A 17,199-nucleotide genomic window follows, 5' to 3' on the forward strand; every position below is an offset into this window, starting at 1 on the left:
CATGCTGCTCTGCAGCCTGCGGATGAATACCTTGCGGCGGCGGACTGCCGTCGCCGCCGTCAGGGCTTGCCTGCCTGTCGGTTGATTGCTCGACCTGAGGTGTCTGGATGTCGTCGCTGCGCTCGTTGCTGCTGTTGCCGGAATTGTTTGCCATCATTCGCGTTTCATGTGTTTTTGCTAGGATGCCTGGCTTGCATGCGGGTTCAATGCAACTCGTGCGCCGCCATGCACTGTCAATGCGCATTGGGCGGACTGCGTGATGCCGCTGGACTTTTTCCTTTTTTCTTATCTACGATCATGAGCTTCCATACCGAAATGCACCCCGGCGTTGCCGCCGACGTTCCCGCCGCCACGCGCGGCTTCGTCTTCAACCATAGCATGCTGCGCGTGAAGGATCCGGCCGTATCGCTGGACTTCTATTCGCGCGTGCTGGGCATGCGCCTGCTGCGCAAGCTGGACTTTCCCGAGATGAAGTTTTCGCTGTATTTTCTTGCCCGTCCCGAAGAGGGCGCAGCGATACCGGAAGACGAAGGCGCGCGTACCAGCTGGACCTTCAGCCAGCGCGGCATCCTCGAGCTGACGCACAACTGGGGCACGGAACAGGACCCTGACTTTCACTATCACGACGGCAATGCGCAGCCGCAAGGTTTCGGACACATCTGCTTTTCCGTGCCCGACCTGGCGGCAGCGGTAAGCTGGTTCGATGAGAACAAGGTGGCATTCGTCAAACGCCCCGATCAGGGCAAGATGAAGGACGTCGCTTTCATCAAGGACCCCGACGGTTACTGGATCGAGATCGTGCAGCCTTCCTTGCTGTCCGGACTGGGCCGCTGATCTTTCAAGCCACTTGGGTGCTTCCCTGCGCTCGAGGAAGCATCAGGCGAAAAAAAACCCGCAGACCTTGCGGTTTGCGGGTGAATCCAATTCAAGGAGAGTTGGAGGAGACAGTTGCAAGATTAGTGCACCGCACAAAAAATGTCTGCTTTCCGTTGGTGATATCTGTTATTCCAGATATCTATATCTAGCTCTCCTCCATCCTGTGTCTCTTACTCCGCAAGGGCTGCCAGCTCAGTCAGTTCAAGGCCTGCGAGGTCCTGTGCCTTGTTGCCGATGAAGGCCGCACGGCTGTAGGATTTGCCATGCAGCCATGTCGCAGCGGCCTGCTTCAGCTTTTCTGCGCTGCACTGCAGCACGCCTTGGCGGTAACGCTGCCGCATCTCTTCATCGATATGCTGCTGCGATTGTTCCCAAGCCCACATCACCGCGCCATAAGGTGAACGGGGGCGGTCGAGACCTTGAATGACGCAAATGATCGCTTCCTCGATGTTTTCCTGATTCAGCTCAGCTTCGATCACCCAGGCGATGGCCTTTTCGAAATCCTGATACGTCGCGGCCAGCCGCGGATCGCGGTAGGACGTCATGGCGAAGGTGCCGGTGGACGGCGAATAGTAGGCGTTGCCGCCATAGGCGCCGCCCTCTTCCCGCAAGGCCTGATGCAGCACGACATTGGTCAGCAATTCGCCGAGCACGGCGAGTGCGGCCGCATCGGAGTCGGCCAGCGTAGGCGCGCGCCAGACTGCAAAACAGTGGTTGACCTGCGCATCCGCGTGCAGTGCGGCGTTGCTGGTGCCGGACGCCGCTTGCGGCGCCTCTGCAGCCGGGAAGCGAGGCGCGGCCGCTTCGGGCAGGCGGATCTGGCGTGCCAGTTCGGTGCTTTGGTTTGCCGCACCGGCAGCCATGATGGTCAAGGGCGAGCCGAGGATTTGCCGGTGCAGGTCCTCAAGGCGTGCGGCAATTTCCTTCAATCCCTGCTCGGACTCCAGCTGCGCATGCAGTTGCCGGAAGAAGGACAGCGAGGCGACGCCCTTGGCCGTGTCTTCGAAGCGGCGCAGCGGGGACAGCGGTGCCGACGATGCATACCGCGCATAGTCATCGCCTTCGTCGGCGAGGCTGTCGCGCATGTTCTGCACCTTGCTGTCGATGAGGAAGGCAATGCGGTCGAGCTCGTCGAAGCGCGGTGCCCGAAGGGATTCGGAAATGATTTCCGCGATCGCCCGCTGCTCCTCGGCCAGCCCCTTCGCATAGTAGTCGACATGCATGTTCAGGCTGCGGTCGGGCCGCTGCGACTGGGTCACATGCAGATTGATGTCGAAGAAGGGTACGCGCGCATGGCGCCATGCGTCCGCCTCCTCGTAGGACATGGCGCCCACGCCGAGTTCCGGCACCACTTCGATGTACAGCTGCAGCCACGGCCAGGTTTCCTCGGGCATGCCCGACACGTCGGCCAGCACGCGCGCATAGGCGATGCCGTTGGAAGCGATCGGCGTCACCACGATGCCCGCCTCCGCGGCCGGCAGGACCGGCATCGGATGCGGCTGGGGATTGACGTCCTCCGGCCTGATGCGGGGGAGCAGATCGTTGTTGACCGGCTGGCGCTGGCGTTCCAGCAGGGCTGCGGACTCCGTGCGTATGCGCTCCTTCTCCGCCTCGGACAGGCCGGCCTGCAGCGCATCGAGGCGCTCGTCCTCGATGCGCTTGCGCTTCTGGAAGTATTCCGGGTCGGGCACGACCTGCGCGTCGAGCCGTGTCTGATTGCCGATGAGTTCGCGCACCAGGCTCTTGAAGTAGGCGGGATCTGCAATTTCCTCCTGAAGCCGGACCAGCACGTCTTCGCTGTCGAAGGCATTCATGATGTCGCCGCCGTACATTTCATGCGGCATCGCGCGCAGCAGCTGACGCAGCAGATGCGGCGTCGAACCGCCGGTGATTTCCCGCTGGCGGAAACGGATGTCGCGCAAGGTGGCGGCCAGTATTTCCTGCGGCACGCCCTCGCGTGCGGCTTCTTCGAGGGCGCTCCAGATGCGGTCACGCGCCTTGCCGACCTGAGCCGCGGTCAATCCTTCCATGCCGAGATGGAAGACCATCTGCCGCCCGCCGGCGTCGGTGCCGTTCAATGCGGACGGCCGGCCGTAACCGGCGGACTCCATCGCCCGCATCAGCGGAGCGGCGGCATTGCCCAGCAGCCCGGCTTCCAGCAGTTCGGCGCGGTAGTAGCTTTGCGGATCCACCGCGTCGCCGAGCAGCCATGCGATCTGCACGCCGTGTTCGCGGGTCGGCACTTCGATGCGCGCCTGCTCCGGCGCGCTCCATGCGGTTGCGCGCTCGGGCAGCAGGCGAGGGCTGCGGCCCGACAGGCGGGACAGTACGCGCTCCTCGATCATGGCCTGCACTTCCTTTGGATCGACGCTTCCCGCGGTCATGAAGACGGCCTGGGACGGATGGTAGTGCGAGGCGTGGAATTCCTTGAGCGCCGCATGGGTCAGCTCGGGAATGACGAGCGGATCGCCGCCCGACTCGACGGCATAGGTGGTATTGCGCATCAGCTGCGCGGCGATGCCGCTGTCGAGCGCTCGCACCGGGTCGCCGAAGGCGCCTTTCATTTCATTGAACACGATGCCCTGGTAGGACAGCTTGTCGCCGTCCAGGGACAGGCGCCACCCCTCCTGCAGGAAGTCCAGGTAGTCGAGCCGCGGGAAGAAAGCAGCATCCAGGTAGACGTCGAGCAGGTTGAAGAAGTCGGTCTTGTCGGTGCTGGCGAAGGGATAGACCGTCTTGTCCGGATAGGTCATCGCATTCATGAAATGCGCGATCGAGCGGCGCGACATGGCAAAGAAGGGGTCGCGCACCGGATAGCGGTCGCTGCCGCACAGAGCGAGATGTTCAAGAATGTGCGCTCGCCCGTCGCTGACGTCGGGGACGGTGGGAAAACCTACCAGGAAGACCATTTCCGCATCGTCGGTGGCGAGGTGAATATGTCTTGCGCCGGTATTGCTGTCTTCGTATTCCTGAACCTCGGCTTGCATGGCAGGAATGTGACGGGTGCGGAGTTTTTGGAATGTCATCGTGAGTGCAGCTTGAGTTGGATAGATGCAGAATCGTTAAAGGTATGTTGCCGGCAGTACGGTGCGGTTCCGGTCGCCGGTTAGCGCACTGGCCAGTATGCTTTCATGTGCAGACAAGTCTGGAAAGTTCAACTGTACCTTGATACGGAAGCGGCTGCCGGGTTGATTGGACTGTCATTGCGCAGTACGGTTGCGGCAATAGCGGTCATTCTCGACGCGATACTTTCTTGTAACGCACGGGGCTGGTTGCAACACTGACCGCAAGCGCGTGCATTGAGCCGAATTGCAATCAAACGAACTAACCGCTGATTTCCCATCGAAGCATGCCATAAAAGAAACGCACTGCGTTTGACGTGGCCCGGCATGGCCGCTGGTTCAATCTCCACTCTCTTTTACCTGTCTGAGCCATTCGGTACTTGCCGCCGAAAACACATTCATTCCCTCCTCTGCATGGTGTACGGCACACCGATCGAAAAAAGATTTCAGCTGACCATACAGGGTGCCCGACGTGATACCCGCCTTCGGATCGGCGTCTCGCAAACGCGCCGGACTCCATGGCGCGCGTTCGGCGATATCCGCAGCTCGCCCGAGCAGGAATACCCCATGATTCGAGGGATGAGTTGGATCTGAATGCAAACTTCTGGATTCCAGATAGGCTGAAACGTCGCGGACGAAGGCATCGTCTAGTTGGAAAGTCTGCCGGCCTCTGCTTCCGCTTCCGTCGATAATCAGGCTCCAGCCGGCGTCGGCATCCCGATGCAAGGCATCGACGCGGCAGGACACGATATCCGCAAGCCGCAGGCCTGTTGTTTCGAACAGCTTCAGCGCAAGCTTGAGGCGTCTGTGCACGGAATTATCCGGCAGGCTCGCCGCCTGCTGCCAAAGGTGGCGCCACTGTTCCGGCGTCAGGCACTTTTCCTGCGGTTTGGCCGATGCCGCAGCGGTGTCATGTTTCGCTACCGAGGCCCCTGCCCATGGATTGGCGTCGAGGTAGTGCTGCTCCACCAGATAGGCATAAAGACTTTTGAGGACGGTGCATGCATGGCGGCGCGCAGCCGTCGAGAGCGGGCCTTCGAATGGCCTCCACAACGGGCTCCATTTCTCCCTGCCGCGCTTGCCGCACCATTGTTCAGCCGGAGCGGGATTGGACAGGAATTCCAGGTAAGCCTGGCAGTCGGTCAGCTCGACGGAGGACAGAGGAATCCGGCGCTGCACGACTGCCCAGAGGAGAAAGCGTTCTGCCTCGCGCAAATAGGAGCGTTGTGTGTGCGTCAGTTTTTCGGAATGACTTCCGGCCGGCGGCGCGGAGCCGCCCTTGGCTTGTATCCAGCTGAAGATGGCCTCGACATCGTTCGATGCCGGAATGGCGCATTGCTGCTGAGGAAGACGATGGGTGCCGGAGGATCCGTCAAGATGATGCGGAACGATCAGCTTCTCGATAGGCACTACGGCAGTTGCAGCCGGAACGACTTCGGCAAGTTGACTGGCGCCCAGCGCCGTACGCGGAGCATTGACATGCTGACCGATCGTCATCCCGATGGTGTGCTCATGCGCCTGCAGCCATGCGACGATGCGCTCGGCCTTTCCTTTCCCGATCGCTTTCACGCCGACCCACCAGCGGAAGCCGATACCGTTGATCCGCTCGAACAGCGAGCGCAAGGTCGTCAGGCCTGCGGCCTCCAGGCGCTGTGCAAGGTCGGGATTGAACCATGCCGATACTGGATCATCGGCAAGCGGCGGTTGCACGGCGAGCGCCTCGAGCCAGTGCAGCGCCTCCAGCTGTTTGCTGATGAGGCGCCGACGCCGGGATTGGGTCGCTCGCTGGCTGCCGTAGCGGCTTTGGTAATGTTCAATCTGCTCGGCCTGGGAGAAATCTTCCAGGCCGTGGGCGAGCGCATATTCCTCGAGACTGGGAAGCCTTTCACTCTTGTCTTCAATGCGATTGGGGTCAATGCGGATCAGCCGGGCCAATCCATGCCGTTCGCTTCGCCGCGCAGCCGCCGCGAATTCATCCCTGATCCATTGGATCGTGCGGTTCACATTGCGAACATCATCATGTTCGCCCTCCACGCGCAGATACCGGTTCCAGCTTTCCCGGGTGTCCAATCCCTGTACGACGGCACGCATGAACGCGAAATGCCCGATATGCAACCGGCGCGCAGTCGTGCCTTGGATCAGCATCGCAAGCGAATGGGCCGGCTTCTTCAAAATCGCTGTGGAATTAGCCGCCTGATTGGTCATGGAAGATGTGAACGAAAGGAATTGGTCGCCGCCGTCTATTATCATTGATCGCAAAAATTGTTGCAACCAGACAGCTTTTCTTGGCAGCTCTTTGCTTTTTCCTTTGAATTCAAGCGCTTAGCGCTAGTATTTCAGCCCTTACTGCAAGCAGATGCCTTTGCATATCTCCGAGCTGGCTGGTCGACTGAGTAATGCTTTTATAGCAGCGTTCCGTAACAAGAATCAGTGAAAGCTGAACCTTGGTACTCGTGCTTCAATTCTTTCATCTGCTTATTTATGCATGGTCCTGCCACATCCGCGACATAACGCGCCAAGGAAGAAGAATGATCTTTTCGCTTGGTGGGATCAGGTAGTCGAGCGAAGCTCCTTAACAGGACCGCCAATGGCGTGCGCAGCACGGCCAGACCGGAGACCGCAATCCCGTGCTTCGCAATGACTTGGCATCACTACAAGCAAACGCACCCTAACGATGCTGCTGCCGCGGTACAGGCTCCTCTATCGGAGGATGCTATATCTTGCTACGGCACCGTTCCTCACCTATTCACCTCGCACTTTACTCTCGATTCCGTTCAATACCACTTGAACTCTCCACTATTAGCGGTTGGCCTTTGATAGGTTTGCGTCAATCGCTATTCGAGTCGGCAAATCTACGGCTTGAGGTGAGAAGATTTGGGAGGAGATTTGGTTGGAACTGGGAGATATATGTCCATTGTCATCCGCACCGTACTTGTACGGTACAAACGAGCTGATGCCCCTGCGTTCCAATTAGTTGTGGGCTCCCTAAAATGGAACAGAAAGCTTTACCCTCTGCCTAATTTAGCGCCTTTGAATAGAACAAACCGTGATGTTGATGCTTTCCTCTAGAAGGGCAACTGCGGAACGAAATTTCTCATGCCAGTCAAGCGTCGGTCTATGGGTGAGAACTTTTGGGAGGCGGCCGAGCAAGTCAATCTTGCTCAGGTTCAGGGTCTTGTTCGGAAGAATAGCGTTCGCTCATGCAACGGGAAACTCTTCGAATAGCTTAAGCAACTTAGCTCGTGCGGTGCTGCCAACATGGCGCCTCCAAGACTTCAATAGTCAAAGCTACTCATGACAAGTAATGTTCTCAATGGACTTGAGGCGACCGAGGCTCGTTATCAAGCTTCTGCTGTATGGAAGTGATTATCGTAAGCAAGATATCAGTTATGCTCCGGCTACTACTATGCCTCGCTGTCCTGCACGCTTCCTCTCGCTGGTTCGACTTCCTGCTTCCAACCCTTGGATGATTTGTGACTCAAAGGAAATTCCGTCTCCACTTTCAAAGGTGAGAAAATTTGGGAGCGCATTTATCTCCTGGTATTGTTAGATGCTTTGCAAAGCAGATTTTCACCGTGCTGCAGACATCCCATAAAGGAACTGCATCTCCAACATACTGATGATCAATAATTTGCCGGGCTTGGCTTGAGCTTTATTTGAAATGCTTAGATTTGGAAGCCAATCACTTGGACGGAATCCTTTTTCCGCAAATGCAAAAGTTTGTCCCCGGCCTCAGTATTTTGGATACTGTGATGCAACCGGAAAGTTGCGCGATACAGGCGACTAAACTAGTAAATTGCGTCCCTACTCCTGCTTTCTTACCAGGCTTTTTTGAAGAGCGAGTAGTCGTCTGCACGCAGTGCAGCCATCCAACTTGACAAGCGGGACGACTATAAAGGCCACTCTAATTTGCTTGGTCTATGTGCATTTTTTGGCGACGCATACCAAGATAAGTTGTGTTGCGATATGGAATGAAGCCACGACAAGGTTCACTTCCGCTGGCACAGTCCAAACGAAGGTTTTGCAGTTGCCTAGTGCTTTTACCAAAGTCTTTGCCACTGTTAGGTATGTCTACGGGGGCGTTCTACGGCGGAAGCATAAGTATGTGAAGCGCAGCCTGTTCTAGGTCCATGTAACAAATCTAGTATCAGCATTTTCTCTTGCGGGATATTTTGACATAGGTAAGAGAGCGCAACCGGGGCTTGCCATTGCGCTTTTGGCGCGACTTATCTTCTGACTTTTATGTCAATCTTGGAGCGAACGGACTGGCTTCACGTGCACTTGAAGGTTGCGGTCGTCAGAATTCGCGCCGGATAAACCAGAGAAATCTTAGCTGGGTAATGTAGCGTCAAGGACAACCTGTGTAACCAGTTAAGATTTGTTGCTTCGGTGAGCTCACCTTTGTCCCGACGGTTTGCGGTGAGCTTGATAAGCGTAACCAATAAAGGCACCTAACAATAGCCTGCCCCATAGCGAGTCTTGTGACTTCTAGGTAGAGAACGCAGTTGTTTCTGATATTTACTTAAGGAGGGTCAATCGGTTTTGGACAACCGCATTGTGCCGAGCTTGGTTTCCAGCGCCAAAGACTTCGAGTTACTCTCTATGCCCCGCCAAACACAATAAGGTTGTACGGTACAAGGACATGTGTGGGACCCCATACAAAAGAAAAGGGGTTGTACGGTACAACCCCTTTTTTGCTAACTAATTGCAGTCAGTTACTTACTCATCAAACAGCCCTCTGACTAATTCCCCAAGACGTTTTAGTTGATCTGCATTTAAAACGCCTTTGCCAAACTGAAGTGAAACTTGTCCGCGATGCGCCACGATCTTGGCTACAACACGCCCGCCGACCTGCACTGAATCTTCCTTGGGCAATTCCGAGAATTGCCCGCATAAAACTTCGTAAACCTCTTTTGGGGACTGAGCAACGGACCGGTTTGCTGCAAGCTCGGTCGCACGTTCCAGCACTCCCTCCGGATCACGCTGCAGCGCATCGTTAAGAGATTTCGCCCAACGGAATTGCAAATCGAGTGGCGAAGAAAACGCTTGAACTATTATTTCCGGCAAGTCAGCAAGACGCAGCGCCTTGCTCAGGTTCCCCGGATCCACACCGATTTCACGTGCCAGTTGCTCTTGCGAGGAAAACAGCTGTTCATTGAGAGCGCGACGGTACATCACGCCCTGCTCCCACGGCGAGAGATCCGCACGAGTGCGGTTTTCGCGATCCATCTCCTTGAACAATTCCTGATCGCTGACGGCCTCAACGAATGCGAGTACAGGCAATCCAAGCTCAAGACAAGCCTGATGGCGGCGATGACCAAAGACGATTTCGTATCGCTCAGGCGAAGATGCGAGTGGCCTTACCTTGATGGGCTGAATATTGCCGCCGGCACTTCGAATTTCTTCTTTCAAAGCCGTAAAGTCTGCATGGTCATAGCTACGCACATCTCGATTTGCCCAGCGTGAAGGCTGAATCTTGTCAGCATCGATCAGCTTGACCGGCAGCGTACCTTCGTATTCCTTCAGTCTCGCTTCAAGAACCGCCAGCTTCTCATTGCTCTCTTTCATCAGGGAGTTAACCATCAGCATCTGGCCAGGTCCTGTTCGGAGCGGCGCAGTTCCGGCCCCGCTCTCGTTTTTGTTGGGAACGAGCAGCCCTTCAGTTTTCTTTGCGAGTCGATCCTTGATAGACATTCTTTTTCTCCTTAATCCAGCTGTGCCATCCAGGAATTCCTGATCGAAACTTCCACCAGATCATTCACACGGTCATAGGCATCACGCGCCCTACTGTACGTCTTCATGCTTCCGTCATATCGACTGATGTCATATACCGTGCCGAATTCTGCAGAACTTGATGAAGTTACGGCCGTCTTCGGAATTTCAACGGGCAGAACCTTTTCTGCATACGTCGCCGATATCCAGGAACGGACAACGTCACTGGCTACGTCAGCTGAATCGACACGCGCCAGGAGCACATGAATAAAGTCGAAAGTTTTACTGATGCCCGCGCTTTCAACCAAGTTGGAAGCGAGATCGCTAAAGAGGCTCCAGAACTGGGCGGAGCTTGCAAAATCCAAGGCGTTGGGAGGAAGAGGAACCATGAGTCCATCCGCCGCCATGAAGGCATTGATGGTGACGTAGGACAAAGACGGCGGCGTATCGATGATAATCACATCGTATTCGTCACGCACGTCCTCGAGGCCCAGATTCAGCACATCCCAGAATTGGAACTCCGGGTCCTTCATTTGCCGTGAAGGCAAGACGAATTCCGCCGAAAACAGGCTTGAGGAAGCGGCAACCAGGTCAATGCCGTCCCAATAAGTCGATTGGATAGAAGGACGGATCGAGGTGGTATCGCCGTATACCAAGGGTGCAATCGTTTGATTTTCATTGACTTCGGTATCAGGCATGATGCCGAAGAGGGTTGTCAGCGATCCCTGCGGGTCGGCATCCACGACAAGCACCTTATGACCGCGCAGGCTCAGACCCTGTGCCATGACCATCGCAGTAGTCGTCTTGCTGACGCCCCCTTTGAAATTGCCGATGGCCAAGGTGATGGCACGAGCTCCTTCCGGACGAAGGTAGGTGCTGCGATATTGCTGCACCCAGATACGGGCTTCCTGCAATGAGAATTCCCGGCGCGATCCCTTGTCGTTAAGCTGGCCGGCCGGTAGGTCACCTTTGCTGATACGATAGGCGACCTGCCCTTTGTCAATGCCGCATAAGCTCGCCAACTGCGTAAGCGAAAACACCGGCGGATTCTTGATTGTGTTCGGAGCCAGCATGCGCGACCGGATCTGATTCACCATCTGAGCAGCGCGTTCTGCCTGCTCAACAATGTCACTGATATGTATTTTCTGCGGACTGTTTACGTTCGGTGAAATCATAGGATTCCTGTCGGTTCAATAAGAGAATCATATTTTACGGTAAAGGCCTATTTTTCACTAACAAAGAATTATGCGTTTCTTCGGAAAATCACAGAATTCTGTAAAAACGAAGCATCCTGTATGAAATTCCAAGGCTATCCTCGTTTTAAGAGCTAAAAATAATAAAAAAACCTAACATCTCTTTAACATCTATAGGAAGAGGAAATGCTATATATATCAATAGCTTACACACTTTTCGGTGAGAGCTTTTGGGACTAATCGTGAGAGCTTTTGGGAATTATGGTGAAAAGTAATGGGAAGCAAGGTGAGAACCTTTGGGTACGACGGTGAGTGGATATAGGAAGAAACCAGGGACGCGAGAAGCAAAAGCACTGATTCGGGATGGCGCGTCAAAGGTGAGAATTTTTGGGAGTTGATTGGAAAATCGCTCTCACCTGGCTTATGCAGGCTTTTTAATATGTCGCAGAAAGGTGAGATTGCTTTTCCGTTAGCCTCACTATAGACTCTTGCAAAGATTCCACTTCCCTTACAGCGATGGCTGCTAACGCAACGACAACCCGGCGCACACGCAGCGGCAAGAAGGCCGGCGAGCATGACTACCTGCTGCGCAAACCGGTCAATACCCTCGCCATCGTTCCCAAATCTGAAAAGATTACGGTCACCGCACGCAAGATCTATAACGTGATGCTGCAATATGCGCAGCGGCAGGGCGTCGAAAAGGAACGCTACCGGGCGCGCCTGTCCGAGATCGCGATCGGGATCGACTTCAACTCGAACAATACGGAAGTCATCAAGCAGTATTTCCGGCAGATGGCCACCACCGGCGTGGAATGGCAGTCGCCGACCACCGGCGAGGGCGCGCGCTGGAGCATTTCGGCGCTGATTGCCCATGCCGACCTCATACAGCGCGGCAACGAGTTGACGCTGGAATGGAGTTACGCGCCGAACATCAAGCAGGAATTGCTGGACCCCCAGCGGTTCGCAAAGATGTCGCTTCAGGTGCTGGCGGCGCTCAATACCATGGCTTCGCTGGTGCTTTATGAAATTTGCTGCCGCTATGCCGACAATCCGGGCGGCTTGACCGCGCGTCAGGCATGGTCCTGGTGGCGGCCGGTTCTTACCGGTACGCCGGACAGCCCTGCCAGCGCTTACCAGGAGTACAAGATATTCAACCGCGACGTGGTGAAAAAGGCGGTGAAGAAGGTCAATGAAGTGACCGACCTCGAGATTGAACTCATCGAACATAAGAGCGGCCGCTCGGTCCAGGATCTGCAATTTCGGGTCAAGCGCAAGCAGCCGCAGCTTGCGCCGGCGGAACGTGCGATCGAACCTGTGGACTTGAAGACCATCGGCGGCATGATACGGGCGGGGATTCCGCAAGACCGGGCTGAAAAACTTCTGCTCCGTTACGGTGCAAAGCCTATCGATGAAGCCATCGAGGTCATGAACGGACGCCATCGCCGTTCCGACATGGAACCTGTCCGTACACCTGAAAAGTATCTGACCGCGATTCTTCAGTCAGGGCAGTTCGGCGGAGAGAAGCCGGCCGCTCCTCCCGCCCGCAAGGTCTACGACACCAAGGCGGAGCGCCTGAAACTGATTGAGCAGTTCATGGCGATGAAGCGCGCGCAGCTCAACGAGATGTTCCAGGAAATGCCCGAGGCGGATCAGGCCGAGTGGATTTCCCGCTTCGAGCAGGAGAGCCTTCCGGCCAGCGGTGCAATCCGCAAGGCATTCCAGACCAAGGGCATTGCCAGCCAGATCGTCAGGCCGGTGTTTCTGAAGTTTCTCGGCAATGCCGTTTGGGAGGACGGCTGGGAAAAGCCGTCGGATTATGAACTGACCGACCTTGCCATTCGCATGAAGAATGAACAGCAGTCCCTGACCGATCAGCGTTTCAGCAGCAAGGGCAGGGTCGAGCTTGGCGTTCTTAAATAGGCGTCAGGCCGGGCGGGCGCCTTCTTTCCTGAAATAACGGCGGGACCGGCCATCGCCGACAGTATTAATATCGCCGCTCTTGGCCATTACGCTTAATGCATTGGCCTGGCGCTGCGAAAGCTTCTTGGTCTGATCCGCAGACGGGGAAATGCCAAGGGACTTGATGGCCGCCGAGAGAATTTCCGCCGGAGACTGCGGGTCATCGGTCAGCAGGCTGGGCCAGAAATCCTTGCCTGTGGACGGCAGCTTGTCATTGCTGCCGGCCGTTCCCGCTGCCTGGGCACGACGCTTGCCCTGGCTCTTCGGCGTGGCAGATGCCTTGGTCTTCGCTGTGCGGGAAACGGGCCCCTCCTCGCTCAGTACCGTTTGCACGCTGTGCACCTTGGCAAGTGCCTCTTCAAGCGCTTCGACCTTGGACTGATAATAGGCAAGGCCTTGCCTGGCATGATCGAGTTCGGCTTGTATCGCCTGTTCGGCAGACTTCAGATTTGACATGTTTTACTCCTCCTAGGATGTTCATTGCCGTCATCGCACGCGCTGCCATGCCGGGCATCGGGAATTTCGCAGGACGTCCTGACTGCGCTCCGGCATGGTCAGCGACAGTGTTCAGGCCGACATATTAACTTTAACAAAATTTTTAATAAGGTACTTTAAAACGGAAAGCATGTCTTAACTAATTTTGCTATTTATTAAAAGAAAGGATCGAGTGCCCGATTCCGCATGCCGTACCGTATTGAAATCGCGCAGCCCAAGATTGATCGGCATGCTCGATGCATACCGCCGGATCATGGCTCATATGTGTTCTTAGTAAAAGTCGGTCACCGCGTATTGCTGCAAAGGCAGCCTGAAGCTTCGCACACGTGATAGACACGTGATAGCATTCAGCCCACGCTGGGGGTCCTGAAGATAGTTGAAATTCTTCGGGTGAGATAAACCCTTCGTACCTGATCTGGATAATGCCAGCGCAGGGAAGCGCAAAGCCGATGCTCTTGTTTGCTCCCGCGCCGCCGGATCGGCCATCATCTTCACCGAGCAAACAATGAACACATCGCCTCTACGTCCTGCGCCTCTCGTCACTCTGCTGACCGTGCTGCAAGCCATCGCAACTCCTGCACATGCGCAGGTTCAGCAAGCCGGCAATGCCGAGACCGTGCTGCCCTCCGTCTCCGTTTCCGCACCGAGACTCTCCGGCGATCAGGCCGATACCGCCGGCGTCGGCAGTTTCGGCCAAGTTCCTCTGCAGGAAACGCCGTCGGCCGTCAGCGTCATTACCCGTCAGCAGATGCAGGAGCGCGGCATCCGTCAGACCACCGATGTCCTGAGGCTCGATGCCAGCCTCAACGAAGCGTACAACGCCATCGGCTATGCGGAGCAGTTTTCGATCCGCGGCTTCAATCTCGACAATGCATCGAGCTATCGCAAGGATGGCATGGAGATCGCCGCCGATGCTTCCGTTCCACTGGAAAACAAGGAACGCATCGAGGTGCTGAAAGGCCTGTCGGGCTTGCAGGCCGGCATCGCCACGCCGGGCGGCCTCGTCAACTATGTCACCAAGCGGCCGACAGCCGAAACGCTGCGCACCGTCACGTTCGAGGCGCGCGAGCGCGGCACGCTGTACGGCGCGGTCGATCTCGGCGGGCGCTTCGAAGACAGGCGTTTCGGATACCGGATCAATGCCGCCGCAGAGAAACTGCGCTCCTATGTGCGGGGCGCGGATGGCGAACGGCAATTCGTCTCCGGCGCCTTCGACTGGCGGCTGACGCCCCAGGCGCTGCTGCAGCTCGATCTCGATTACCAGCACAAGTCGCAGCTTTCGGCGCCGGGCTTCCAGCTCATCAACGGCACCGATCTTCCTGCCGGCATCTCGGCGCGCACCATGCTCAACAACCAGCCATGGAGCCGCCCGGTGAAAACCGACAGCGCCAATGTCGGCCTGCGCCTGGATTACCAGTTCAATCCCGACTGGAACGGTTCGGTCGCGGTCAACCGGCATGCTTTCCGCCGGGACGATTTCGCCGCCTTTCCCTTCGGCTGCGCAGCCGGCGGACTGTTCTTCGGCTTTTGCGCCAACGGCGATTATGACGTCTACGATTACCAGAGCGAAGACGAATCCAAGTCGCTGCTGGCCACGCAGGCAATGCTGCAGGGCCGCTTCGCCACCGGCGCGCTGACGCATACGGCCACCTTCGGTGCGTCGACGCTGCGCCGGCGCGACAAATTCGGCGACTGTGTCTACGGGGCGGTCGATTGCCTGGGCTCGGCGGCGAACGGCACCAGCAATCTCTACAATCCGGTGGCGGTTCCGGCCTCCACGATCACAACCGGGCCGGTGCTCCTGCGCCGCAGCGGCGATGAGCAGTCTCTGTATGTCAACGACATCGTCGGCCTGTCCGAGGCCTTGAAACTGCATGCCGGCGTGCGCTATACCCGTATCGACCGCGATCAGTATGATGCGGCCGGCCTGCGCGTGAGCGAACTGAACAAGGGCTACTTCCTGCCGAATGCGGCGCTGGCCTATTCGCCGCGCAAGGACTGGACCGCTTACGTTTCCTATGCTCAAGGACTCGAGCATGGAGGCGTCGCGCCCTTGTTCGCAAGCAATGCCAACCAGGCGCTTGGTCCGAGCAAGTCGAAGCAAGTCGAACTCGGCGTCAAGATGGCGCTCGCCGAGGAATGGCAGGTCGCCGCTGCTCTCTTCCAGATCCGCAAGCCGCTCGAATACACCGATGCGGATTTCGCCTATGTGCGCAATGGCGACGCCGAACACCGCGGTCTGGAATTGTCGGCCCAGGGGCGCGCCACGCGCAACCTGGCGATCGGCATTAGCCTCGCGGCGCTGCATACGCGGCAGGAGAATACCGGCGTGGAAAGCTTCGACGGCAAGCGCACGACCAATGTCCCGAAGTTCAAGTCCGTCGTGCAGCTCGATTACACCGTACCGGAGCTGAACGGTCTGGTGCTGAACGGCAGCTGGCAGTATGCGGGCAACAAGGCATTCAGCCCGGACAACAGCGTGACCGTGCCCGGCTATCATCTGTTCAATATCGGCGCACGTTACTCCACGCGCGTCGGCGGCGTTGCCACCACGCTGCGTGCAGGCATCGACAATGTGGCCGACAAGTTCTACTGGCGGGATGTCACGCAGTCGCTCGGCGGCTATCTTTTCCCGGGCGCACCGCGCACCTTCCGGGTCTCGGCGCAGTTCGATTTCTAGTCGCTCAGGAAAGCCGTTCCAGCAGGGCGGCGGCTGTCCCCAGCCGCCGCGACTCATCGCCGCCGATGAGTTCGTAGCCGATGCCCTGCTGCTCCAACACCTGCAAAAGCATCGCGTGGATGGTGTGCCTCACTTCGTCGGACTCGCGCTGCATGCCGTCCGCGGTCCAGGGCATGTCGGGCATGGTCACCAGCGTCATGTCATAACGGCGCGCCTGCGCCAGCGCAGCGAGCCGGCGGTCGACGCGCTGCCAGTAAAACCGGCTGTACAGCGCGGTCATGACCGGCGTCGTGTCGCAGAAGAGAAAGCGCACGGCCTGCTGCGCAGCCGCCTCTTCTCGCTGTATCTGCATGAGGGCGATATCGATCTGATCCTGCTCGTGCGGCGTTCGGCCATGGGTTTCGACGAATTCGCGCAGGTATTCCGGTACCCACAGCGTGCCGTAGCGCGCGGCCAGTGCGGCGGCCAGCGTCGATTTTCCGCTGGATTCGGCGCCCAGGATGGCGATGCGGCTCGGCCTGGAATCAGGCGGCATGATCCATTCTCGCGTTGTCAGCGATACTGGTCTGAAGCGCCCGCTGCCAGGTACGCAATCCCATCCATGCCAGCAGGATGAACAGTGCGTACAGAATCGCAGTCAGCGTCAGATGCTTGTACACGTACAGTCCCACGTATAGCGCGTCCACCACGATCCAGACATGCCAGTTCTCGATTTTCTTCCGCGCCAGCAGTACCTGGCCGACCAGGCTGCCTGCTGTCAGAAAGGCATCGATATACGGCACGTCGGTGTCAGTGTAAGTGCGCAGAAAGACGGACAGCAGCAGGAAACCGGCAAGCCAGGCGACGACGCACCAGACGCGGCCCGAAGACGTGAGCGTGGAAACGCTCAAGCCCTGATGCGCCCTGCCGCCGCGCAGCCATTGATACCAGCCCCATAGCGACGTGCCGATGAAGACAAACTGCAGCCCCATGTCGCCATAAAGGCGGGAATGGAAGAACACGACGGCATAGGTGGCGGAGGAAACGATGGCAAAAAGCCATGCCCAGTGCACCTGCCGGATGTCGAGCGCCACGGTTGCCACGGAAAGGACAAAGGAAATCAGCTCGAGCGGTGTGGTGGTCAGCCCGAACAGGAGAAACGGCTCATTCATCGGTGCAGTATGAGGTAATCGAGAAGACGACAGGCGGCCCGTATATTAGAGCATTTTCCGCAGGGCCACTC

The 17,199-nt window shown here is 57.2% G+C and carries 10 protein-coding genes and 1 riboswitch; of the genes, 3 read left to right on the forward strand and 7 right to left on the reverse strand.

The window, feature by feature from the left end:
• The first annotated feature begins 297 nt into the window (after positions 1 to 297).
• Complete coding sequence (gene gloA / locus IGW03_RS07625) at positions 298 to 834, forward strand: lactoylglutathione lyase (RefSeq protein WP_194721929.1); 537 nt, start codon at positions 298 to 300, stop codon at positions 832 to 834.
• A gap of 212 nt (positions 835 to 1,046) precedes the next feature.
• Here the strand turns inward: gloA and IGW03_RS07630 are convergent, their stop codons facing one another.
• The 4 genes from IGW03_RS07630 to IGW03_RS07645 all read right to left on the reverse strand — a co-directional run bounded on the left by IGW03_RS07630 (position 1,047) and on the right by IGW03_RS07645 (position 10,825).
• Complete coding sequence (locus IGW03_RS07630; protein ID WP_194721930.1) at positions 1,047 to 3,902, reverse strand: insulinase family protein; 2,856 nt, start codon at positions 3,900 to 3,902, stop codon at positions 1,047 to 1,049.
• A gap of 375 nt (positions 3,903 to 4,277) precedes the next feature.
• Positions 4,278 to 6,143: a site-specific integrase gene (locus IGW03_RS07635; RefSeq protein WP_194721931.1), complete on the reverse strand. Its 1,866-nt coding sequence runs from the start codon at positions 6,141 to 6,143 to the stop codon at positions 4,278 to 4,280.
• A gap of 2,514 nt (positions 6,144 to 8,657) precedes the next feature.
• Positions 8,658 to 9,632 (reverse strand): ParB/RepB/Spo0J family partition protein, encoded by a 975-nt coding sequence (locus tag IGW03_RS07640; protein ID WP_194721932.1) that lies wholly within the window; start codon positions 9,630 to 9,632, stop codon positions 8,658 to 8,660.
• Positions 9,633 to 9,643: 11 nt separating this feature from the next.
• Positions 9,644 to 10,825 (reverse strand): AAA family ATPase, encoded by a 1,182-nt coding sequence (locus tag IGW03_RS07645; RefSeq protein WP_194721933.1) that lies wholly within the window; start codon positions 10,823 to 10,825, stop codon positions 9,644 to 9,646.
• Positions 10,826 to 11,359: 534 nt separating this feature from the next.
• On the opposite strand from IGW03_RS07645, the gene IGW03_RS07650 reads away from it, so the two are divergent.
• Positions 11,360 to 12,763: a replication initiation protein gene (locus tag IGW03_RS07650; RefSeq protein WP_194721934.1), complete on the forward strand. Its 1,404-nt coding sequence runs from the start codon at positions 11,360 to 11,362 to the stop codon at positions 12,761 to 12,763.
• 3 nt (positions 12,764 to 12,766) lie between these two features.
• Here the strand turns inward: IGW03_RS07650 and IGW03_RS07655 are convergent, their stop codons facing one another.
• Entirely contained in the window at positions 12,767 to 13,258 is a 492-nt protein-coding gene (locus IGW03_RS07655) for a hypothetical protein (RefSeq protein ID WP_194721935.1), read from the reverse strand.
• A 388-nt stretch (positions 13,259 to 13,646) separates the two neighbouring features.
• A riboswitch (TPP riboswitch) is annotated at positions 13,647 to 13,751 on the forward strand.
• 51 nt (positions 13,752 to 13,802) lie between these two features.
• Between IGW03_RS07655 and IGW03_RS07660 the strand changes: the two genes are divergently transcribed.
• Positions 13,803 to 15,977, forward strand: a complete 2,175-nt coding sequence (locus IGW03_RS07660) for a TonB-dependent siderophore receptor (protein ID WP_194721936.1) — start codon at positions 13,803 to 13,805, stop codon at positions 15,975 to 15,977.
• Positions 15,978 to 15,981: 4 nt separating this feature from the next.
• Here IGW03_RS07660 and IGW03_RS07665 read toward each other — a convergent pair whose 3' ends face one another.
• Together IGW03_RS07665 and pnuC are read right to left on the reverse strand one after the other, a co-directional pair.
• The gene (locus tag IGW03_RS07665; RefSeq protein ID WP_194721937.1) at positions 15,982 to 16,512 is read right to left on the reverse strand and encodes an AAA family ATPase; all 531 of its coding nucleotides are present in this window, start codon (positions 16,510 to 16,512) and stop codon (positions 15,982 to 15,984) included.
• The gene (pnuC, locus tag IGW03_RS07670; protein WP_194721938.1) at positions 16,502 to 17,128 is read right to left on the reverse strand and encodes a nicotinamide riboside transporter PnuC; all 627 of its coding nucleotides are present in this window, start codon (positions 17,126 to 17,128) and stop codon (positions 16,502 to 16,504) included. Before pnuC ends, IGW03_RS07665 begins: the two co-directional genes overlap by 11 nt.
• Positions 17,129 to 17,199: the final 71 nt, after the last annotated feature.

This window comes from Noviherbaspirillum malthae, from assembly GCF_015352985.1.
In the GTDB taxonomy this organism is placed as follows: domain Bacteria; phylum Pseudomonadota; class Gammaproteobacteria; order Burkholderiales; family Burkholderiaceae_D; genus Noviherbaspirillum; species Noviherbaspirillum malthae.